Genomic DNA, 22,348 nt, shown 5'->3' with positions numbered 1-22,348 from the left:
TTAATGCCCCTTTTTTCGTTTAACGCCAAAAAAGTTATTATTTTTTAGTAATTTTGATCTCTGAATTAATAACAATCCCTTGATCTTTCATATCTGTTGCAAAATACACAGACATTGTTTGATTTTTTAATTGTTCAAGTTCTTCTGGGATCTCTTGCCCTGTCATTTTAAATACGTCGATGACAGGAGTCATTAATGAACTGAGGTCAACTGCGGTAGTTAAAAATCCATTCTTTTCAAGCGCTTGTTCTGATAATTCATTTGCAATAGCTGCTGACTTTTCACCCGTGAATAAAACAATATGCTTTCCTTTTTTAGCTAACCTTATATCAAGGCCAGCAGGTAAAGGATAAGGAATTACAGCATTGACACTAATTGCATCGCCGTTTTCTGGTATTTCAAGCTCCGCTAATGCGGGTAAAAATCCTTTAGCAGTAAAAAGTAAATTATCAGGATCTGTCGCAGAAAGTGTGATTAGCGCGTCTAAAGCTTTTAGTTGTGGCAGTTGATTTGCATCGGCTTCTAAAGCAAGATCTTGAATACTTACACTGACACCTTGAATACCATTAGCCATAGCGGTCATCATTGATAGTGCCGCTAAATTTGAGTCTTGAGTTTGTTGCTGTAAGTCAACAAGAGGGGCACACTCAAATTCAGCCTTTTTAAATGTACTGGAAAGTATATTTAACAGTGGCGGAATTTTTGAGATATCCGCACCATAAGCAAAGCTTAGCATTTGCCCGTCAAGTTTAGTCGTATGCTCAGGAACAAAACCCCGCACAGATTTTAATGTTTTAATAATATCTGTAGCAGTGCTTTGGAAAATAGCATCTGCTTTAAAATGAGCATCAGAGTTTGTTACTTGTATGTACGTGCTACCGGTTACTGATGCAGGCCAATAACTAACAAGATTGCTGATGTCATTTTGGCACTGTGGTGTTCTAGCTACCTCTAAAGCATTTGGATCACCCAATTCTTTTAATAGTTGATCAAGCATTTCACCTAGGCGTGATGGTGTTTTGGCGGTAATAGCATTAGCAATCTCAACATGGTCTATATACGCAATAGAGTGACCATCAAATGAATAATTAGTAATATAGTTTTCAAGTTTAGCGGTTTGCGTTAATGATTTTGTTGGTTTATCAATTGCTAAAGCAAGACGTAAATCTTTAATTGTATTAAGTTTTGTATCAAACGTGATGGTAGCCCAGTTATCTTTAACAGACACAATTAAGTTTAATGTAATACCGTTCTCAAGTACTAAAGGGTACGTGTTGTAGTCAACACCTTCGATGGTTTTTGTTGTGAAGTTAATTCCCGCTTTATCAGCTGAGCTATTAATTGTATTAAATAAAGCCGTTTCATCTTCAAGTTGATAGCGTAATACTGGCATTAGACCAATTGTATAGGCTAGAGCTTTATAATCATCGGCGAATCCCCAGGCTGCTTTTAGTGCTTCATAAGATGCCAATGACGTTTGATATTGCTCTAATAGAGACGCTAAAAATTGTGCATTGTTATCATTACTTGTCGCTAAACTTTCGATCAATGGCGTAAAATCGTCTGCACCTTTCATTTGATCTGGAATCAAATTGAAATATTTACTATAGGGAAATGGTTTTAGCTGGCCATAAAATAAAGCAGTATCAGCAGGGACGTAATCAAGTTGAGCAAGCTCTAATGAGGCTGATGAACTGTCAGTTTGTGTATAGATTATTGCACCCGCTGCTACAGCAATTGCGCAACCAGCAAGTAGTTTGGTGTTCATTTGGAAACTCCTTTTTTGTATCAGTACCAAGCAGTATATTTTATCAATAAGGTATCATAAATGTGCGTAGCCTAGCTAGGAGAAAGTCTATTAGTATTGGCTTTAGTAAGGGCACGGTTTTATATTTAATTTTTAACTTTTATTGCGATAAATCAGTGACGTTGGTATAGATGCAAATGCATAGCTCAATAAAAAATGGAACGATCCAGCTATTAGTTGTGATCTTCTTATTGGAATGTTGAATCAAACACAAATCGTTAACGAAATTGATTTTTTAGGCTTTGGTTATGATTTTCTATTAGACAGTAACGGGCGTATTCTAAGCCACCCTGATATCAAATTTAACGATCAGGGTATGATGGCAAAGCTGTTTGGTAAAAGCCTTACTTTAAAGCTGTATCTATTACTGTTGTCATAAAAAGGACTTTTTAGCGCAACACCTCTGTCATTTTTCACCTTTAGAATCTCGCTCATTGATATTAAGCAACTAGCAAATCCGCTAATTTAACGAGTAAAGGTGTATGCGATGAAAGGCGTTAAACCATTGATATTAGCTAGTATTGTAGCCATGAGTGCAACAGTGCAAGCAAATGATTTAAATAAGGTTATCGATAAAAGCAGTGAAATTAACCAGTCAGCTGCACAATCACAAACAAAAATAGACAAGATTGCAGACTCAATGCAGGGGCGTTTACAACAGTTTAAAACCCTCAATAAAGAAATTGATGGTTTAACGGTTTATAACGCACAACTAAGTAAACAGCTTAGTAACCAAATAAGTGAAATGGAAGCTATTAACTTATCTATGGATCAAGTGTCTATTATTGAACGTCAAATCACCCCATTAATGCTACGCATGATAACCGGCCTTGAGCAATTTGTTGCGCTTGATGTGCCGTTTCTAACTGATGAACGTGAAAAGCGTTTAGCGTCATTAAAAGACATGATGAACCGTGCTGATATTAATTCAAGTGAAAAATTCCGCCGTGTTTTAGAAGCGTACCAAGTTGAAGTTGATTACGGCCGTACCATCGAAGCCTATACCGCGTTATTAGATGTTGATGGTCAAGAGCGTGAAGTCGACTTTTTACGCATCGGTCGTCTAGAACTTATTTACCTTACTCGCGATGGTAAAAAAGCAGGCTCATGGGATACAACAAGCAAACAGTTTGTTGCCCTGGACGACTCAACAATCAGCCAAATTAGTAAAGGTTTACGTATTGCACGTAAGCAACTTGCCCCAGATATGTTAACACTGCCAGTACACGCTGCGGATTAAGAGGTTAAAATGAAACTTTTTACAAAAATGACCAAAATTGCTTTATTTGGTGCCACCCTTGGTTTTGCGGGTAACAGTTTTGCTGCTGAAGCAATGGATTTAGACTCACTATTAAAAACCCTTGAGCAAGGTAAAACACAGCAATCAGCACAAAACAAACAACGCGAGCAAGAATTTTCTGCACGTCAAAATGAACAAGTGCAAATGCTTAAAAACACCCAAGCAAAACGTAATCAGATGCTTGCTGAGTCTGAACGTCTTGAAACACAGTTTGAAGAAAATGAAATAAAACTTGCCAACCTAACCGATACACTATCTAAGCGTATGGGTTCATTGAAAGAACTTTTTGGTGTACTGCAACAAGTTGCTGGCGATTCAAGTAATAAATTTGCAACGTCAGTAGTGTCTGCACAACTACCAGGACGTGGTGCTTTTATGGATGAATTGGCTCAGAAAATGGGCTCGACTTCTAAACTTGCATCAATTGAAGACATTGAAAAAGTATGGTTTGAACTGCAACGCGAAATGACTGAGCAAGGTAAAGTGTCACGCTTTACTACTGATGTTATTGTTGAAGGCGGCAACAAAGCTAAGCAAGAAGTTATGCGAGTGGGTGCTTTTAACTTAATTTCAGAAGGTAAATACCTTGACTATAACACCAGCACCAATACGTTAAGCGAGCTTACCCGTCAGCCTGTTGGCCGTTACACTTCAACGGCGAGTGATTTACAACAAGCTAAATCAGGCACGGTACAATTTGCGCTTGACCCAACCGGTGGTTCTATCCTGGGTTTATTGGTACAAGCACCAGATACTTCAGAGCAAGTACACCAAGGTGGTGCGGTAGGTTATGTGATTTTAGGTGTTGGTTTACTGGCATTACTTATTGCAATTGAGCGGTTTGTTTCATTGATGTTAATGGGTGGCAAAATTCGTCGCCAGCTTAAAGACGCTGTACCGCGCGATGACAACCCGCTTGGTCGTGTAATGAAAGTCAAAGATCAATACCCTGATGTAGCATACGACACACTTGAGCTTAAATTAAGTGAAGCGATTTTACGTGAAATGCCAAAAATCACCCGCAACTTAACGCTCATTAAGATTATCTCGGTCGTTGCCCCGTTGTTAGGTCTCCTTGGTACGGTAACCGGTATGATCAATACCTTCCAAGCAATTACCTTGTTTGGTACAGGTGACCCTAAATTAATGGCCGGTGGTATTTCACAAGCGCTTGTTACTACGGTACTAGGCCTAGTTGTGGCAATCCCAACAGTATTTTTATACACCATATTGAATACCCGCTCTAAAAACTTGCTGCTTATTTTGCAAGAGCAAAGCGCAGGTATTATCGCTGAGCGTAGCGAAAAGGGAGCATAACCCATGGTGCTATTGATTGACTCAATCAATGCTATCCGTGATTTTCTCGACACTGGTGGCCAAGTTCTGTTGGTCATCGGAGTGTTAATCTTCGCGATGTGGTTATTGATACTCGAGCGATTTATTTATTTTTTTAATGGTTTTCGTAGTTACAAACATGCTGTTAAAAATAGTTGGGTAGGGCGCGTTGAGCGTAATAGCTGGAACGCAGAGCAAATCCGCCAAGCAACTATTTCCCGGGCTGGAATGAAGCTAAACAGCAATTTGGCGTTGATCAATGTGATGGTTGCCTTGTGTCCGCTGCTGGGTTTACTCGGTACGGTAACAGGTATGATAGAAGTATTTGATGTGATGGCGATTACCGGAACGGGCAGTGCGCGTTCAATGGCATCAGGTGTGTCCAAAGCAACTATCCCAACCATGGCCGGTATGGTCGGCGCGTTATCAGGTGTATTTGCTTCAACCTACTTACAACGTAAAGCGAAACGTGAAGTTGCTTTGCTTGAAGACAGTATGGTTTTAGACCATTAAACAACAATTTTTAGTATGTGGCGAAAGCCACATACAATCAGGAGAATAAAATGAGAGCCCCATTAGGAAGCCTTTTTCAAGAAGATGAAGCTGAAGAAATAAATATGACCCCGATGCTTGATGTTGTATTCATCATGCTTATTTTCTTCATTGTAACCGCCTCTTTTGTTAAAGAGTCTGGTATCGATGTAAATCGCCCAGAAGCAGCAACAGCCGTTAAGAAAGAGCGTGCAAATATTCTCGTTGCGATTTCAGATCAAGGTGAAATTTGGATCAATAAACGTCAAATCGATGTGCGTGCTGTGCAAGCAAACATTGAGCGTTTAAAAGCAGAAAACCCCCAAGGTAGTGTGGTTATTCAAGCGGATAAAAAAGCCACCACAGACACCCTTATTAAAGTGATGGATGCAGCACGCGCCGCCGGTGTATTTGATGTGTCTATCGCGGCACAAGAAGCCTAAGGAAGCCATAATGCGTTATTTAGTAGCATTATTAGTTGCCGGTGTTGTGACCTTTATGTTGTTTTTAGGCATGCAGGCGCTTATCACCGGTGGTGAAGGGGCGATGACAGAGCCAGCTAAAGGCAATGTACTTGATTTTGTAAGGCTTAAAAAAGAAGAAACTGTTCAAAAGAAAGAACGGAAACCACAAAAGCCGCCAACGCCGAAGGAGCCGCCACCGCCTATGGAATCACCGCAAATGCAAAACAGTGATCCCAATGCTTCTGCGTCTAATTTTGACTTTGGTGCCAGTGTTGATGCTGATGTGAGTCTTAGTGGTGGTCTAGCTCTTGACTCTAGTGACGGTGAATATCTACCGATTGTAAAAGTAGCACCTGTTTACCCGCGTCGAGCATTGTCACGGGGCATTGAAGGCTATGTGATTGTTGAGTTTACAGTGACTAAGCAAGGTACAGTTCGTGATGCAAAGGTAGTAAAAGCTGAGCCTGAATCATTGTTTGATCAAGCAGCCATGGATGCCGCACTTAAATTTAAATACAAACCTCGCGTAGTAGACGGTGAAGCTGTTGAAGTTGCGGGTGTACAGAATAAAATTTCTTTCCAAATAAATGGTTAACACTGAATAAATGGATAGAGAAGCGAGGCGATTATGAAATTATTAAAAACAGCATTATTTTGCTCGTTAGCACTTAGTGCAAGTGTTGCTTTACCAAGCGTAGTAAGTATCTTGCCAGGTGTTAATTTAGCAACTGCCTATGCAGAGGAAGTAAAAACAAAGCGCGTGCCGGCACTGCGTGAAAAAGTATATAGCCAATTGGCTCGTGCGCAAAAATTAGCTGATGATGGTGATGCAAAAGCGGGCCTGGCGGCACTTGATAATATTAATGAACGTTCATCCAGTATGAACTCGTATGAAAAAGCCATGATGTACAATTTTTATGGTTTTATTTATTACAATGAGAATGACTTACCAAAAGCGATCGCGTCGTTTGAAAAAGTCGTTGCTGAAGAAGAGATCCCTGAGTCATTACGATTAAGCACCAGCTTCAGTTTAGCGCAGCTTGCAATGGCGAATAGTGATTACAACAAAGTGTTAGACTTTTTAGCGCAATGGGATGCAATCAATACTAAGCCTAAAACGGATGCTTACTATGTGCTTAAATCACAAGCTTACTATCAGCTAAAAGATTACCAGAATGGTATTGATAACATTAACTTGGCTATTGCGCAAAGTGATAGTGAAGGCAAAGAGCCAAAAGAAAACTGGTTAGTGTTACTGCGTGCTATGTATTATTCACTTAATCAAACTGAAAATGTTGTTGCTGTACTTGAACGTATGGTCAAACTTTATAATAAGCCTGAGTATTGGGTGCAACTCGGTGGTATGTATGGCGAAACAGGGAAAGAAAAACAACAGTTAGCAATACTCGAAGCCGCTTACCAGCAAGGTTTTTTAACCTCTAAATCAGACTTGCGTCAACTTGCACAAGTTTATTTATACAATGGTCTAGCGTTTAAAGCAGCAGATGTTATGAGTAAAGCGATTGATACTGGCGTTGCTGAACAATCGGCGAAAAATTACGCGTTTATCGCAGAGGCCATGGTACAAGCTAAAGAAGATAATAAATCGGTTAGTTACTTTGCCAAAGCGGCGGATCTTTCAAACCATGGGAAGTACGACCAACGCATGGCTGAAGTACTTGTTAATTTAGAAAAATATGAAGATGCGGCTGATGCTGCTCGCAAAGCGCTTGATAAAGGCTCACTTGATTTTGAGTCAAATGCTTATGTTGCTTTAGGTATGGCACAGTACAGTTTACAAAATTTCGATGCGTCTATTTTAGCATTCGAACAGGCTGAGAAACATAAAAAGTCGCAACGACTCGCCGAGCAATGGATCAAATACGTAAAGCGTGAAAAATTGCATGCAGAAACATTACGTACGGCGTTGTTATAAGTAAATGTGGCGCTAAAAGCACTATTTTAACTGCAACCGATTTAAGTAAAAAGCTTATTTATAATCGCAACACCAAAGCCGCCTTAGGGCGGTTTTTTTTCCTCCAAAAATATTGTAATTATATGTTATTTAAGTAAGTTACATTGTCATTTTATGTTTATTAATGTGTAACTTTATTGTCACACAGCTCCCGTAAGGTAGTGCTCGTTGAAAAATTCAAGTGACCTTAAAGCATGGCTTACGTGTTTTTACGTGACTTAGGTTTTTACTTAATGCGCTAATAAAATAATTAAATATCTTAATGGAGTGAACAATGAAATTATCTGGTTTATTTAAAGTCAGCCTTGTGGCTACTGCAATTACACTCGCTGGCTGTGGCGGTGGTGATATTAATGTTACACCAACAACAGTTGATAATAGTGTAGATAATAGTGTAGACAACTCAGTGACTAACCCAGGTGGTGATGATGGTGGTGGTGAGGCATTAAGTTGCGCTACGTACACATTAGATGGAGCTACATTTACAGGTGAAGCTAAAGGGACTAACTGTGTTTACAGTCAAGCATTTGCAAGTAATGCAAAAGAAATTACCAGTTCTTTTGTTATCCCTGCATTAGGCAATGGCGGCGCACATGTATTTGAAGGTGCATTATTTATTGGTGATGATGTAGACACATCAACTGGCGCTACAATTGATGGTAATGGCCCTACACTGTCTATTGAAGCTGGGGCGACAATTGCTTTTACTAAGCCTGAGAGTTTTATTCGTATTGCACGTGGTGCAAATATTGAAGCAATTGGTGAAGTAGACAAGCCAATCATTTTCACAAGCATTAAAGAAGTTGATGGTGATGATTCAACAACAGCACAAATAGGTGACTGGGGTGGCGTGCAAGTAAATGGTCGTGGCCAGTCTATTCGTTGTACAGCCGCTGCTGCTGCACAGGATATGTGTAACCACTCTGCAGAAGGCATTGTATCGTACTATGGCGGTAACGATCCGCAAGATAGCAGCGGTATCCTCAAGCACATTGTTATTAAATATGCAGGTTTTGGTGTTGAAGGTGATGAGCTTAACGGTTTAACTCTTAATGCTGTTGGTTCAGGCACAACGATTGATTATGTGCATGTTCATAATGGTTTTGATGACGGTATTGAACTGTTTGGTGGTAGCGTTAACCTCAAGCACATTGTTATCACTGATACAGGTGATGATGGTATTGACTGGGATGAAGGCTGGAAAGGCTATGGACAATTCATTCTTGTACGTTCAAATGAGTATGGTAACCATGGCTTTGAAACCGATGGTGCAAAGGTAGATCCATTATCTGCAGACGCACAAGACTTAGTAACGAGTGTTTCTAACCCAACTATTGCTAATGCAACAGTTGTCACTACGGGTGACCAAGGTGCTGAAGGGCGTCGTACTGGTGCGGGTATGGAAATGAAAGAATGGGGTAAAGCGCAATTAGCTAACATGTTGTTTGTAAACTCATCATCTGTAGATGGTGCTGGCTGTTTTGATTTATACAATGAAAAAGATAAATCAGGTGATGCTGGTGTGCATGCCAATGCAAATAACGGTGATATCGCATTTATGAGTTCAATATTTGCCTGTGGTAAGAATTTTGAAGACGTAAATACACCTTTAACGGGTGCACTAGCAAGTTTTGATATAAATACCTGGTTTACTGGTGGCGATAATAACCAACTGATTGGTTTTGCTGATTTTGCAAACGTGCTTGGTGCTGATGGTGTTTCAACAGCTGAAACTATTACTGATTCACAAGGTACTGCTGTCGTTACAACAGCGAAAGACATGAGTGAAGTTAACTCTTTCTTTACTAACGCAGGCTACATTGGTGCACTTAAAGACGGTGAATCAAGCGAGTGGGCTGATTTTGTAGCCGCATCTTTACAACGCGCTAGTAATTAATCTAGACCGGCTCTAATTATAAGGCGCTACGGCGCCTTTTTTAAGGGAATTTTAGGTTTAGAGGATATAAATATGAAACATCAAAAGCAGTTTAAAACCAATCTAATAACGTTATCTCTGCTCTCCTTTTTTTCTTCATTTCATGCTTTCGCTGAACAGGCACAAGAAATAATAAATGAAGATGCGATAGAAGAAGTTGTTGCAACAGGTACGCGCCTTAAAGGCAGTGCCAGTGCGGTGATTGATGAACGTAAAAATCAGGCTTTCGTTGCTGATATAATGGGTTCAGAGCAAATATCTAGAACGGGCGACAGTGATGCCGCTTCGGCACTTCGTCGTGTTACAGGCTTATCATTAGTTAATGATAAGTTTATTTACGTACGTGGATTAGGTGAACGTTACTCAAGCGTACGTTTAAATGGCGCGGTAGTGCCAAGCCCAGATCTAACACGAAATGTAATTCCGCTTGATATCTTCCCATCAAGTATTATTGAATCCCTAGCTGTGCAAAAAGCCTATTCACCAAATATGCCTGCGGCTTTTGGTGGTGGTGACGTTAATATCAGAACCAAGAGCATTCCAAAGGATACTTTATTTAAAGTTGAAATTGGCGCTAGCTATAAAGATACAAACGACGATGGCTATACATATAATGGTGGCAGTGATGATTGGCTAGGTAAAGATGATGGCACTCGTGCATTCCCTGGTTCAGTTAAGTCGGCGTTAAATACCTATATCAATGGCTTATCTGATATCTCATACAGAAATATCAGAGATGTAGAGTCAAAACGTCAGGGGACTGATATTGGCCAAGCTGCTGCGATAGACTTAAATAAAAATTTAGCAAAAGCATTGCCAAGAGATTTTGGCTTGGAAAAAGAAAGCTTAGATCCAGATGCAAGTATTAAAGCGGTGTATGGCGACCGTTTTGATAACTTATTTGGCTTAGACGGTTCTTTTGGTTTCTTGGCATCCGTTGCTTATGAAAATGAATGGTCCAATGCTGAGAAGTTTAGTGCTGTACTTTCATCTGTTGACGCATCAGAATCTGAATGTTCAACAGACGACTTTACGTGCTACTCGGCAACAGAGAAGGAAGTGTCAACTAAGCACAATATAAAGTTAAATAGCTCTTTAAATTTAGGTTATAAAATTGGCGGTCATGATTTAACTGCAACTTATATGATGTTGCGAGATACTGAAGATGAAGCCTCTGTTGCGCTTTACCAGGAACCTTCAAAGTCATTAAGCATTGATGCTGGGCAAATACAGCGTAGTCACTTAACCTCTTTTGAAGAGCGGGAACTTGAAATACTTCAACTTCGTGGCATGCACAATTTAGAGTGGGGTTTTCTTGAAGGTGTTGGTGTTGATTGGCAGTATACTGACTCAACAGCAACAACAAGTATACCTGGTGAGCTTGAAGTAACGGTTCGTGATGAGTACTTAGATGGCGAATATCAACGTACTTTTTACAATGGCAGCTTAGGTGGCAATCCGTATTTGTATCGATTTGTTGATCTAGAAGACGATGTTGAAAACTGGGGCGTTAATGTAAACAAAGTGTTTTATTTTGATAACGCTGAAGTAGAAATTGCCGGTGGTGGTTATTTTGTTGAAAAAACACGTGATTACCGTACCGACTTTTTTAACTATCGTTTTAGCCAAACTCAATCTTTAGAGCTCGCGCAAAGTGAAGAAGAAGCACTGTCAATCGGTAGTTATTTTGCTAATGATTCAGTCATTGATGCAACGGATGTCGAGTTGTTATTCCAAGAACCAACCGCCGATGATTACCTAGCAGCGCAAATGATTGATGCTTATTACGGCTCATTTGACATTACGTTTGCTCAAGATTGGCGTTTAAGTGGTGGTGTGCGTTACGAGGACTTCCGCCAAGTTGCGCTGGCTTTTTCTCGCTCAGCATTTGATCCTGCTTTGCTGGCTGATAAGTTAAGTGCAGATGCAATTGAACAAGCAACTGTGATGGAAGATAAGTATTTTACTTCATTATCTATGACGTATAGCCAAGAAGCATATCAAATTCGTTTTGGCTATGGCAGCACGGTTGTACGCCCAGATCTGCGAGAACTAAGTCCTGTTCAATTCCAAGATCCGCTTACGGGTTATCGGACTCTTGGTAATCCATTCTTAGAATCTAGCTATTTAGATAACTTTGATGCACGTGTTGAATTCTATATGGACAATGGCGATAATTATTCAGTTGGCGCATTCTATAAAGATATCGATAACCCAATCGAAGCACTATTAACAGAAAGCGACGGCCGTTTTACTCTGCAGTTTGACAATGCAGACACCGCTTATGTTTACGGTATTGAAGCTGAATGGTTAACTGAATTGCACAGTGATTTGCTTGGCGGTGCTTTCTTTACTTCTGGTAACTTAACACTCAGTGATTCAGAAGTAGAAATTGCACAGGAGCAGCGCGGCGATCTGACGAATCTAAAACGACGTATGACAGGTCATTCAAAGTATGTTGCTAACTTACAACTGAATTACGATTCACATGATGGCATGCATCAAGCCTCTGTTATCTACAATGTATTTGGTGATCGTATTTTAGCTGCGGGTGTTAATAACTTTGATGATGCTTACGAACAACCTTTAAACTCGTTAGACATGGTTTATAGTTATTACCCAACGTTTAATACCACACTAACTTTTAAAGTGAAAAACATGCTGGGAGAAAGCTTTGAAGTAGAACAGAATGATGTACTAATTCGTTCTCAAGAAACGCCTAGAGAATTAAGTGTGAGCTTTAGTTACGAGTTTTAAGTAACAGCCCAAGGATAGGATTTATAACAACACCTAACTACTTATTAGCCCTGTATTTTATACAGGGCTTTTTTATGTGTATGAAAAATATTTAAGTTACAGTTTATTAACTGGTTTTAGTGTGTTGGTGGTGTTAGCTTAGGGCTGTAAAAATTAAATCTCACGCAATGAATTTTAATTTTTAATGATTTAGGTATTTCTTATGACTCAAACAGTGGAACAAACAATGAAAAAAGTAGGATTGGTCGGATGGCGGGGCATGGTTGGCTCTGTGTTATTAGAGCGTATGCAACAAGAAAATGATTTTGCCAATATTGACACCACTTTTTTTACTACCTCGCAAACCGGTCAACTTGGCCCTGATTTAGCGGGTCCTGCAAAACCATTACGTGATGCAATGGATTTTGACTCACTTGCAAAAATGGACATCATTATTACCTGCCAAGGTGGAGATTACACCAAAGCCGTTTACCCACAATTACGTGAAGCGGGTTGGGACGGATTTTGGATTGATGCGGCATCAGCACTGCGTATGTCAGATGACAGTATTATCGTCCTTGATCCGGTCAATAAAGATGTCATTGAACAAGGTCTTGAGCAAGGTGTTAAAACCTATGTGGGTGGTAACTGCACAGTGTCACTGATGTTATTAGCGCTGGGTGGCCTATTTGAGCAAGACTTGATTGAGTGGGTAAGCCCAATGACCTATCAAGCAGCCTCTGGTGCCGGTGCGCGTAATATGAAAGAGCTGATCGCGCAAATGGGCTCTATTCACGCAAGCGTAGCTGATAAGCTGGCTGATCCACAAGCCGCTATTTTAGAAATAGATAAACTAGTCACACAGCAAATTGCCTCAAGCGATTTACCGCAAGACCAATTTGGTGTGCCGTTAGCTGGTAGTCTTATCCCATGGATTGATGTGCCAATGCCATCGGGTCAATCTAAAGAGGAATGGAAAGCACAAGTAGAAGCGAATAAGATTTTAGGATCATGTAAGCAACCTGTACCTATTGATGGTTTATGTGTGCGTATTGGTGCAATGCGCTGTCACAGCCAAGCGATGACGATTAAACTACGTGAAGATATCAGCGTTGAAAAAATAGAACACATTTTAGCATCGCACAATGAGTGGGTTAAAGTTATCCCTAATGAACGTAACATCACAGCCACCGATTTAACCCCAGTTAAAGTCACTGGTACATTAAGTATTCCGGTAGGGCGTATTCGTAAATTAGCAATCGGGCCTAAATACATTAGTGCTTTTACCGTTGGCGATCAGTTATTATGGGGCGCTGCAGAGCCGCTACGTCGTATGCTACGTATTATTGTTGATAACAAACATTAGTTTATCAGCAGGCATTTATTACAATGAATATAGAGGGCTGGCAATGTGCCAGCCTTTTTTCTGTTGTCTTTTTGCATCGCTTTAGCTTTATCCCCGCTTAGTTAATTTAGTTAGATCGTTTCTTGCTGAATACTCAATAGCTTACTATCTTTAGGGGAGTATCTATTTGGCCTCCTATAAATGAATATATCAAAAAAATTAAAACTATCTTTTGCTTCAGCCATCGCCTTACCTCTTTTTATTATTGCAGCACTTGTGATCACGCAAACAAGAGAACAAGCTATTGATAACTTTGCGCAAATGAGCGAAAGAGAAGCACGGCAAATAGATAATGGTATCGCTATATTTTTTGCCGAAATAGAAAAAAATGTTGATTATTTAGCTTCTCATCAAATGGTCTTAGCTGCCAAGCAAGATGTCAAAACTCATGTAGATACAAATAATTCGGTGATGCTAAAACATCTTCAGGGCAGTAGTGTTGAGCGTGCCGCATTTCAACAGTTTGATCATTTTGGTCAAACTCACCCAGGGCTTGCTTATATTTATATGGGGAATGAACAAGGTGGCTATATTCAGTGGCCAGCGGGAGAAGTTAACGCAAATTATGATCCACGCTCTCGACCTTGGTATATAACAGGAAAATCAGCAGGCGGTAAAACGGTTCGCACCAGTGCTTATTATTGGGCAGCTGACGATATGGTTATTGTCTCTACTGTAAAAGCAATTAAAGATAATGGAAAAATCACTGGTGTACAGGGAATGGATGTTTCTTTACAAGGACTGACAGAAATTATTGCCAATATTAAGCTGGGCGAAACGGGTTACTTAATGCTGATTGAAGATACGGGAAACATACTTGTTGATGTTAAAAATGAAGATTTTCGTTTTAAACGTTTAGCTGATATTGAGGGTGGGAAATACAGGCAGTTAGCGGCTAATACCCAAGGTCAGTTTGAAATTGTTATTAACGACAAAGACTTTATTGCCAATATATATACTTCAGTTAAGTTAGGCTGGAAATTTATTGGCTTAGTTGAAAAGTCAGAGGTGATGAGCGCCGCAAATATCATGACCGTTACAATTTTAATTATTAGTGCGGTGCTAATTATTGTATTCATTTTAATTGCAAGTTATATCTCAAAAGTAATTTCTTCACCTATAGTTGAAGTCAGTGATGGTCTGGCTGAAATTGCGCAAGGCGGTGGTGACCTAACTCGACGGCTCACAATAAAAACAAAAGATGAGACGGCAAAGCTTGCCAATAGCTTTAACCTATTTTTAAACTTGATTGCTGATTTAGTAAGACAAATTAACGAGTGTGCATTAGATGTGAGCTGTACATCAGAGCAAACTTCTACGCAAGCATCGCAATTAACTCGTTCTACCTCACAACAACAACAAGCACTGGAAATGGCGGCAACTGCAATTAATCAAATGGCTGCGACTGCCAATGAAGTTGCTTCAAGCTGTGCTAATGCGGCAGATCTGGCTATGCAAACGCAGCAAGCATCTGAAATCGGCCAAACAGTGATCACAGAGACCGTCCAAAGTGTGGTGGTTTTGAGCGAAGTGATAAGTAAAGCAACGGATGATATATCTCAGCTTGATACTGAAAGTGAGAATATCATGTCGATTTTAGGCGTTATAAGAGGCATTGCTGAGCAAACTAATTTGCTTGCTTTAAATGCGGCAATAGAAGCTGCTAGAGCGGGTGATCATGGTCGTGGTTTTGCTGTCGTTGCAGATGAAGTACGTGCATTGTCGAAACGTACGTCTGAATCGACAGAAGATATTGCTACGCAATTAGACAAATTACGTAGTATGTCAGGTCAAATCACTACTGAAATGAAACGCAGTTTAGACAGTACTAATAAAACGGTTGAATTATCCCATGCTGCACAACAGCAGTTTACGGAAATAACAGCGTCGATTGTTAATATTAGTGATTTAAACACGCAGATAGCAACCGCTGCAGAAGAACAGCAACATGTCGCTGAAGATATAAATCGCAATGTTATAGAAATCAAAAATGCGGCAGATGATGTTAGTGAAATTGCCGCCAATACCAGTAATAATGGAGATAAATTAAAAACCTTATCGCACGTTCTTACTGATCTAGTTGGGAAATTTAAAGTGTTGTAATAATATTGACTAAGAATAAAATACAAGCTGACAATACTACTCATTCGTCTTCAATGCGAATGTTTTCAGTCAGCTCAATTACTTACTTCAATGCCTTAGCTAAATATTAAACATACTGCTGCAAAATTGATCACGAAAGGTGTCAACACGCCCTAGCTTATCAATACTTAGTTTTTGGGCTTTAATAGCACTTTTAGTTCTGCTATTTGTGCTTTTAGTTCATTGACTTGTCTTTGAGTTGCAGGCAATGAGTCTAGATCTGCTTGCTCTTCTCGTGCGTTGCGATGTTCCTCTGACATAACCTCTAAAATTGCACCGACCATCATATTTAAAAATACAAAAGCGGTTAAAAATATAAATGTAAGATAATAAATCCAGCTCAGCTTATATACGACCATGGTTTCATACATAACATCGGTCCAATCTTCAAAGGTTGCGATTCTGAACAGAGTTAGCATTGAGATTGACACATCTCCCCATAGAAATGGGTTTATATCAGAAAATAACATGCTGCCAGTTGCGGCATAAATATAGAAAATAACAAACATTAACAGCGCAATGTAGCCCATTTGTGGTATGGCTTTTAATAATGAATTAACCAACAAGCGCAGTTCTGGCACCATTGAGACTAAACGTAGTACACGGAATATTCGTAGTAAACGAGCTATAAAAATGGTCGAACCAGCAGCTGGATATAAACTGCCAATGACGATTATAAAGTCAAAAATATTCCATCCTTTGCTAAAAAAGTCTTTTAAGCCTTTACTTGCAATATAGCGGATAATGAGTTCTATTAAGAAAAACACCGTGATCCCCACATCCATCCAATGTAAAGCAAATTCAACAGTGGGGTGTAACGAATAGGTATGTGCACCAACGGTGAGCGCTGATACAACAATAACTGCGATAACAAATGATTGAAATATTTTACTTTTATCGATACGCTGGAACAGCTCTTGTAACTGCGACAACATCATAATTAGCCCTTAACGGTTATAAATATAAAGCCAGTGCAATATACAGCAAAAGTAACGAAAATTAGTAGTTTTCCGGTGAAAATATAAGGAATTTTGAATGTTAAATAATAACTTAAAGTATCTACTTTCGTTATCTGTAATCGTAGTGTTAGCAGGGTGTAGCAGCGATAGCCGCTATCATGAAATTCAATCAGCTCGATTAGGTGAATGTAGTCATATGGCCGACAAGGAATACCATGAATGTGTTAAACAACAACAAGACAGCTACAAAGAATTTAAAAAACAACAAATCGCCGAGCAGTAATAAACCATGACCAAAACCCAAAAGCAGCTAGATAAACGTATTCGTCAACAATTAACAATTGCTTGCGAGCAAATAAAAGATAACGTTGAGGGCTTTAGCTTTCTTACTCACTCGGCTGATTTAAACAATTTACCTTCTAAGTTTACTGTAAGTTGTTATTTTATTGATGATATTGCACTAGAGCAGGCTAAACAAAATAATCAGCTAGATTACATTGTGCAGCTTATTTGTAATGCATTAGCTAGTTTAAATATTCATATAAAAAACAATGCTATTTCGTTTTTTAAGCAGTAAAAATATGTACTGTGTTTTTGTTTAATTATCTCTCATTTTAAGCTGTATTAGGCATTTATGGTCTTAGTAAAAGCTTTAATATGGAGAGATTTTATTAAGCAGGCTATAATCCAACAAAATAGTAAAAGAGATCCATTATGGCAGTACCTACTCGTTCAGAAATTACGCCTGGGACTGAAGTTAATATCGTCTTAAAACAAGATCAGCGTAGCGGCACATTAACGCAAGGGGTTGTTGAGCGCCTTTTAACTAAATCACCGAATCACCCTCATGGCATTAAAGTACAGTTAGAAGACGGCCAAGTTGGGCGTGTTAAAGAGATTATTTCATGAGCGCACTTTCTTTAAGCGAATTTTGGCAATTAGTTACCGTTGCAGATAGAACCGCTGAGCCCGAATCAGTGAGTGAACGTTTAAAAGCGCTACTAACTGATTTGACTGATGAACAGCTCATTGAATTTGATAAGCAATTTAGCATTTGTATGCGCCAAAGTTATACCTGGGAGTTATTTGGTGCTGCGTTTGTAATGGCCGGCTGTAATGATGAATACGGTTTCTCAGAGTTTCGTTGTTGGTTGATCTCTCGTGGTGAAGCAGCTTTTAATGCCGCACTCGATAATGCAGATTCACTCGCTGATTGCACTCCTGTTTATCATTTAAACGAGCAACCTTACCCTTACTTAGACGAGTATGACTTGATCGCTGGTTTATTATATGAACAGCGTAATGAAGACGAATTACCCTTTGTCCCTTCAGGTCTTGAGCAACCCCAAGGTAAGCGCTTTAAAGATAAGCCTAAATTTTTAAAGCTGGCATACCCGCAACTATTTGCTAAATATTGGCAGTAACATGCTATTAAAAACCAATCATTACTCAGTATTGGTTGGTTTTTATTTTAATCGCCGTAGCTATGCTATGCTGAGTGTATAAATCAATTAATGTCGGGTATTTAATGCGCTATCGTAAAGTATTACTGTGTTTAGTGTCGGTTTGTTTAAGTACAGTTGTCAGTGCTAAAACTGAGCTGCCAAGTAATAAGAGTCAGTTTATTAATTTATTCAATACCAAGGTTGGCAGTTATCAATTAGTATCTGGTGACGCTAAAATGTGTGCTGGTGGACAGTTAGCATGGCTTGATGCAAATGAGCCTGATCTTGGCTTTAAGCTCGGTGATAAAATTATTTTTAACAACTTACACCATGGCACACAAACAAATAAAGTTGCTAACTTTTGTTTAGTCACTACTAAGTATAAATACACCACGCAAAGTATTACCATGTCACTACGTCATACTCGCTGTGAAAACGAGATCGATAATGTAAATACCAGCCAAATGCTGCGTTTTATTTCGCCTACAATACTTGCGTATAGCATAGAGAGCAGTAATGTTCGCTGTCAGTTTGAGCTACAGCTTTGAATCTAACGATAATGTGGCTTTTCATAAATCACCACTTATTTTTGGTAAATGCTGCCAACGCGTTGTGTAACCATTAAGCTGTAAAAAAGCTTCATCAATTGAATATACGTGTTGGATGTCGCAAAAACGGCTGATCACATTGATCATTTTATCGCTTAAATCCGCGTATAACTCATAGTTAGATGAGCCGATCAACCAACAATAAATCGCCGTCAGAAATACCACCTCCTGCATTGATCAGCCAGGTGCCACACCAATAAACGTCGCATCGGGGTGTTTTAGTTAACTTATGCCAAATAATGAAGCGGCGATCACTGCATATTTTTAATCATTTTTTGAGCAGTATCTAAAAAGTCATTGATTTGTTGAGGGTTTAAGTTTTTACACATTTGCTTATTAACATGCTGTTCGGCATTTAATAATTTGTCATAAAGAGCATGACCTTCAGAGGTAAACGATAAGATAAAGCAACGCTTATCGTGTTCACTGGCATCCTTGTCAATCAGCTTTAATGTAATTAGTTCTTTAACTAAACGTGCTATTTGCGCTTTGTCGCGCTGGGTTTGATTCACAATATCATTAGCAGTGCAGTGAGTTGTCGCTGCAATAATATGCAGACAACGCACATGCATCGCGTTTAACCTAAGCTCACCTGCATTAATGGCTTCGCGTATGGTAACGCGATAATTTTGCATTAAAGCAAATAATGTATTAGCTAATAAAGAGTTCATAATAAATCCAAAATGGTTGACAATATCAATTAAATCACTATAGTTGATTTTATCAACCAGTTGGGCGTTGTGCAATTAAACACGTTAATAAACCTTGTGAGGAGATTAAAATGAGTAGAAAGGTACGTCGTGCAACCGTAATAAGCACAACAGCGATAGCCCCGCATTTAAAGCGTTTGGTTGTTGGCTCAGATGAGTTTCATGATTTTCCTGCGGATCAACAAGGTGCGTACGTAAAAGTACTATTACCACATACAGGACAAGATGAGGTTGAAATTGATCTCAAAGCAGCTGAACCTGCACCTAAGCGCTCATATACAATCAGAGCGATTGATACTATTAACCATACCATTACGCTTGATTTTGTTGTCAATCAACATCGTGGCATCGCAACTGATTGGGCTAAACAAGCAAAGGCGGGTGATAAACTGGCAATTGCAGGCCCTGGCCCTAAAAAGCTGGATGACTTTAGTCAGTTGCAATATCTAATGATTGCTGATTTAACCTCAGTTAATGCTATTAACGGCTATTTACAGCAACTACCTGCTACCGCTGATGTTGATGTGATCATACATGTTGCTGACTCACAAGATATTATCAGACTTGATACGATAGAGGCACATACTCAACACCGCATTAAGTGGTTGGTTACTACAGAGCCGCAAACAGAGTTAGTAGAGCAGATCGCAGACTATTTAAATCACTATATAGATACACCATTAATTTTTATGGGTCTTGAAGGATCACTAGTGCGCACAATTCAAAACCTTGCAAAAGAGCATTTTGCAGTCCCGAGTGCAAAAATAGTGTGTTCAGCGTATTGGAAGCGTGGCATTGATGCTGATGGTAAACAGGCGCTTTAGTGCAACTAATTTTTAAAATAATGCCAGCTAGTTTCTGAGCTCTCCTTATAAGTGCAAGCACAGCACTGATCTTACTTAATCTGGCGTTCTGTTTTTTTAATTAATTCGATTTATATAATCAATTTTAACGTTTAAACAAAACTTATTAGAATAAAGTGATAAACCAAATAACATAAGGAAGGCTCACCGTGAAACCTCAAGACCTTACAACTACAGAAACTTTCAATAAACTAGCATTGATCGCGGAAGGTGGTGGGCAACGAGGGATCTTTACCGCAGGTGTACTCGATGCATGGCTTGAACATGAATATGACCCATTCGATTTATTCATAGGTACTTCTGCGGGTTCACAAAACCTTACTAGCTATTTAGCTCGCCAAAAAGGGTATGCCAAACGCTTGATCAGAGGGCTTTCGCGTCATAAACGTTTTTTTCAATTAGGTCGAGGCCTAATGGGTAAACACATTGTTGACTTAGACTGGTATTTCGAAAAAACCACTGAGGTTAATAGAGCATTAGACTTTAAAACGGCAAAAAATAGCCTTGGTGATAGAGAACTACTGATCACTGCAACCAATGCACGTGATCGTAAACCGTATTATTTATCTCCTACTGGGGATGGTAAACACTGGCGAGAACTATTAAAAGCGTCAAGTGCTTTACCTTTTTTGTATAAACAAGGTGTTCAACTCACGCCATGGTTAAACGCATTAGCTGCTAATGAAATAGAGAAAACCGACGTACACGCTAAGTCAGACTTTTACCTAGATGGAGGCCTAGCTGCGCCACTACCCGTGCGTGAAGCCTACAACCGAGGTGCGCGCAAGATTGTGGTGATCCGCACAGTGGATGCCAGCTTGCCAGTCCAATCGGCTTGGGTAAATAAGCTTAAAGCGTTTGTCTGTGCATCAGGGTATTGCCCAAAAACATTAGATTACTTATTACAACACGAGCAAGCATATGAAGATGAGTTAGCATTTATTGCCAACCACCCGAAAGATGCAGAAATAATACAAATTTTTGCAGGGAGTAAACTACACAGTAAATTACTCGGTAGTACGGATGCCGATTTGCGCAACGACTACAAATTAGGCCTAGCTGCGGGTAATAGCTATCTTAGGGATCAATATGGGTTAGGTAAAACAGAGCAAAAATATTACGGGTAACACAGCCCGTAATACAGTTTTCCTACTTATTTTTATATCTTTTTCATTTTAAATCGCATTATCAACCACCCCAGTCTAACCACTTATAGCTAACCTAATATTATTCAAATAAATAAAATATAGAAGTAACAATACGTTAATATATTGAGAGCAATTGACAGAAAATATTTTAATTTATAGTATGGGGTGTTCTCTAAGGCAATATATTCTTTATACTTAGTTTGAACAATGCGAATCATCACAACTTACAGATAGCGCTACTGTAGATCGGATGAAGGTCTGTAACGTCATATTTAATTGTTGCAGTAATAAAATCAGCTATGGATTCTGAAACCAAAATGACTATTTCAGTGGATGGAAATGAACTGTTCGATAATATCGAGCAGTTTAAAAAAGTATTTTTACCTTTACATCAATTAGGCACGCAAGCAAGTGAGCAGGTAATAAAAAGTGAAAACGACAAGTCATCTCATCAAACCTTCATAAAAAAACAAATCGATGCCTTAGAACACAGAATAAAATTTATCGAAGAAATATTTAATTCAAAGAACTTTAAAATAACTGACGATCTTTTTGAGCACATAGATGAAGATGGCGATGAGGGGCAAGAAGTGTTACTTCTACGTAGTAATCTCAAAGTTATCAATGAATTACTTAAAAAAGTAACACCTTTACAAAGCTTAAACAACACAATCGCATTAGATCCTGACGTTAACGATGCACTACAGCAAGACTTGTCAGCGTTAAAAGAACGCTGTGACGCAGCTCAAGAACAAATAAATAAATTAAAATCACAAGAAATAACGTTTTATTCTCGTTATCACCAGTTAATGGAAGACGAACGGATTCGCAAAAAAGAAGAACAAAAACTATTGCAAGAACTTGCAGAAGAAAAAACAGCCAAAGCTCTACGACGTAAAGGAATTATAAAGAGGTTACTGCTAACTAGTATCTTTGTTTTAGTCGTTGCGGGTTATTTGTATAAAAACATGTTTTAAGGTTACC

The 22,348-nt window shown here is 39.1% G+C and carries 22 protein-coding genes and 1 pseudogene; 19 read left to right on the top strand and 4 right to left on the bottom strand.

What is annotated here, in order from left to right:
• Positions 1 to 37 precede the first annotated feature (37 nt).
• Positions 38 to 1,768: a hypothetical protein gene (locus HHO47_RS02335; RefSeq protein WP_169018511.1), complete on the bottom strand. Its 1,731-nt coding sequence runs from the start codon at positions 1,766 to 1,768 to the stop codon at positions 38 to 40.
• A gap of 235 nt (positions 1,769 to 2,003) precedes the next feature.
• Here HHO47_RS02335 and HHO47_RS02330 point away from each other — a divergent pair, with 235 nt between their 5' ends.
• The 11 genes from HHO47_RS02330 to HHO47_RS02280 all read left to right on the top strand — a co-directional run bounded on the left by HHO47_RS02330 (position 2,004) and on the right by HHO47_RS02280 (position 15,592).
• Positions 2,004 to 2,186, top strand: coding sequence for a hypothetical protein (locus HHO47_RS02330; RefSeq protein ID WP_169018270.1), 183 nt, complete (start codon positions 2,004 to 2,006; stop codon positions 2,184 to 2,186).
• A gap of 108 nt (positions 2,187 to 2,294) precedes the next feature.
• A complete protein-coding gene (locus HHO47_RS02325) occupies positions 2,295 to 3,047 on the top strand; it encodes a DUF3450 domain-containing protein (RefSeq protein ID WP_169018509.1) in 753 nt (250 codons plus the stop codon).
• Positions 3,048 to 3,056: 9 nt separating this feature from the next.
• Complete coding sequence (locus HHO47_RS02320) at positions 3,057 to 4,424, top strand: MotA/TolQ/ExbB proton channel family protein (RefSeq protein WP_169018507.1); 1,368 nt, start codon at positions 3,057 to 3,059, stop codon at positions 4,422 to 4,424.
• Between the two features lie 3 nt (positions 4,425 to 4,427).
• Positions 4,428 to 4,955, top strand: coding sequence for a MotA/TolQ/ExbB proton channel family protein (locus HHO47_RS02315; RefSeq protein WP_169018505.1), 528 nt, complete (start codon positions 4,428 to 4,430; stop codon positions 4,953 to 4,955).
• A gap of 50 nt (positions 4,956 to 5,005) precedes the next feature.
• A complete protein-coding gene (locus HHO47_RS02310) occupies positions 5,006 to 5,416 on the top strand; it encodes an ExbD/TolR family protein (protein ID WP_145235576.1) in 411 nt (136 codons plus the stop codon).
• A gap of 10 nt (positions 5,417 to 5,426) precedes the next feature.
• On the top strand, positions 5,427 to 6,032 hold the full coding sequence (locus tag HHO47_RS02305) for an energy transducer TonB (protein WP_169018503.1): 606 nt from the start codon (positions 5,427 to 5,429) through the stop codon (positions 6,030 to 6,032).
• Positions 6,033 to 6,065: 33 nt separating this feature from the next.
• Positions 6,066 to 7,373 carry a tetratricopeptide repeat protein gene (locus HHO47_RS02300; RefSeq protein ID WP_169018501.1) on the top strand — a complete coding sequence of 436 codons (1,308 nt, stop codon included), beginning with the start codon at positions 6,066 to 6,068 and terminating at the stop codon, positions 7,371 to 7,373.
• Positions 7,374 to 7,686: 313 nt separating this feature from the next.
• The gene (locus HHO47_RS02295) at positions 7,687 to 9,309 is read left to right on the top strand and encodes a hypothetical protein (protein ID WP_169018499.1); all 1,623 of its coding nucleotides are present in this window, start codon (positions 7,687 to 7,689) and stop codon (positions 9,307 to 9,309) included.
• Between the two features lie 72 nt (positions 9,310 to 9,381).
• The gene (locus HHO47_RS02290) at positions 9,382 to 12,105 is read left to right on the top strand and encodes a TonB-dependent receptor domain-containing protein (protein WP_169018497.1); all 2,724 of its coding nucleotides are present in this window, start codon (positions 9,382 to 9,384) and stop codon (positions 12,103 to 12,105) included.
• A 202-nt stretch (positions 12,106 to 12,307) separates the two neighbouring features.
• Positions 12,308 to 13,450, top strand: coding sequence for an aspartate-semialdehyde dehydrogenase (gene asd / locus HHO47_RS02285; protein WP_169018495.1), 1,143 nt, complete (start codon positions 12,308 to 12,310; stop codon positions 13,448 to 13,450).
• 180 nt (positions 13,451 to 13,630) lie between these two features.
• Complete coding sequence (locus HHO47_RS02280) at positions 13,631 to 15,592, top strand: methyl-accepting chemotaxis protein (RefSeq protein WP_169018493.1); 1,962 nt, start codon at positions 13,631 to 13,633, stop codon at positions 15,590 to 15,592.
• A 167-nt stretch (positions 15,593 to 15,759) separates the two neighbouring features.
• On the opposite strand, the gene HHO47_RS02275 is transcribed toward HHO47_RS02280, so the two are convergent.
• Positions 15,760 to 16,566, bottom strand: a complete 807-nt coding sequence (locus tag HHO47_RS02275) for an ion transporter (protein WP_211183588.1) — start codon at positions 16,564 to 16,566, stop codon at positions 15,760 to 15,762.
• 100 nt (positions 16,567 to 16,666) lie between these two features.
• Here HHO47_RS02275 and HHO47_RS02270 point away from each other — a divergent pair, with 100 nt between their 5' ends.
• The 5 genes from HHO47_RS02270 (at position 16,667) to HHO47_RS02250 (ending at position 18,583) form a co-directional block, all read left to right on the top strand.
• A complete protein-coding gene (locus HHO47_RS02270; RefSeq protein WP_010388825.1) occupies positions 16,667 to 16,873 on the top strand; it encodes a hypothetical protein in 207 nt (68 codons plus the stop codon).
• Between the two features lie 6 nt (positions 16,874 to 16,879).
• The gene (locus HHO47_RS02265) at positions 16,880 to 17,167 is read left to right on the top strand and encodes a hypothetical protein (RefSeq protein ID WP_169018489.1); all 288 of its coding nucleotides are present in this window, start codon (positions 16,880 to 16,882) and stop codon (positions 17,165 to 17,167) included.
• Positions 17,168 to 17,304: 137 nt separating this feature from the next.
• Positions 17,305 to 17,499, top strand: coding sequence for a YwbE family protein (locus HHO47_RS02260; protein WP_169018487.1), 195 nt, complete (start codon positions 17,305 to 17,307; stop codon positions 17,497 to 17,499).
• Positions 17,496 to 18,014: a DUF4240 domain-containing protein gene (locus HHO47_RS02255; protein ID WP_169018485.1), complete on the top strand. Its 519-nt coding sequence runs from the start codon at positions 17,496 to 17,498 to the stop codon at positions 18,012 to 18,014. Before HHO47_RS02260 ends, HHO47_RS02255 begins: the two co-directional genes overlap by 4 nt.
• Positions 18,015 to 18,088: 74 nt before the next feature.
• A complete protein-coding gene (locus tag HHO47_RS02250) occupies positions 18,089 to 18,583 on the top strand; it encodes a hypothetical protein (protein WP_348981626.1) in 495 nt (164 codons plus the stop codon).
• Between the two features lie 66 nt (positions 18,584 to 18,649).
• On the opposite strand, the pseudogene HHO47_RS02245 reads toward HHO47_RS02250, so the two are convergent.
• Together HHO47_RS02245 and HHO47_RS02240 are read right to left on the bottom strand one after the other, a co-directional pair.
• Positions 18,650 to 18,778 (bottom strand): annotated as a pseudogene (locus HHO47_RS02245) (DNA polymerase V subunit UmuC); the annotation flags it as partial.
• 116 nt (positions 18,779 to 18,894) lie between these two features.
• A complete protein-coding gene (locus HHO47_RS02240; RefSeq protein WP_169018483.1) occupies positions 18,895 to 19,314 on the bottom strand; it encodes a MarR family winged helix-turn-helix transcriptional regulator in 420 nt (139 codons plus the stop codon).
• Positions 19,315 to 19,424: 110 nt separating this feature from the next.
• On the opposite strand from HHO47_RS02240, the gene HHO47_RS02235 reads away from it, so the two are divergent.
• The 3 genes from HHO47_RS02235 (at position 19,425) to HHO47_RS02225 (ending at position 22,341) form a co-directional block, all read left to right on the top strand.
• On the top strand, positions 19,425 to 20,177 hold the full coding sequence (locus HHO47_RS02235) for a siderophore-interacting protein (protein WP_169018482.1): 753 nt from the start codon (positions 19,425 to 19,427) through the stop codon (positions 20,175 to 20,177).
• A gap of 188 nt (positions 20,178 to 20,365) precedes the next feature.
• Positions 20,366 to 21,343: a patatin-like phospholipase family protein gene (locus HHO47_RS02230; RefSeq protein ID WP_169018480.1), complete on the top strand. Its 978-nt coding sequence runs from the start codon at positions 20,366 to 20,368 to the stop codon at positions 21,341 to 21,343.
• A gap of 338 nt (positions 21,344 to 21,681) precedes the next feature.
• Positions 21,682 to 22,341: a hypothetical protein gene (locus HHO47_RS02225; protein WP_169018478.1), complete on the top strand. Its 660-nt coding sequence runs from the start codon at positions 21,682 to 21,684 to the stop codon at positions 22,339 to 22,341.
• The last annotated feature ends 7 nt before the right edge of the window (positions 22,342 to 22,348 follow it).

It is taken from the genome of Pseudoalteromonas arctica (genome assembly GCF_012927645.1).
GTDB lineage: Bacteria > Pseudomonadota > Gammaproteobacteria > Enterobacterales > Alteromonadaceae > Pseudoalteromonas > Pseudoalteromonas arctica_A.
Note: the sequence above shows the minus strand (reverse complement) of the source record. Positions and strands in the feature narration are given on the sequence as shown.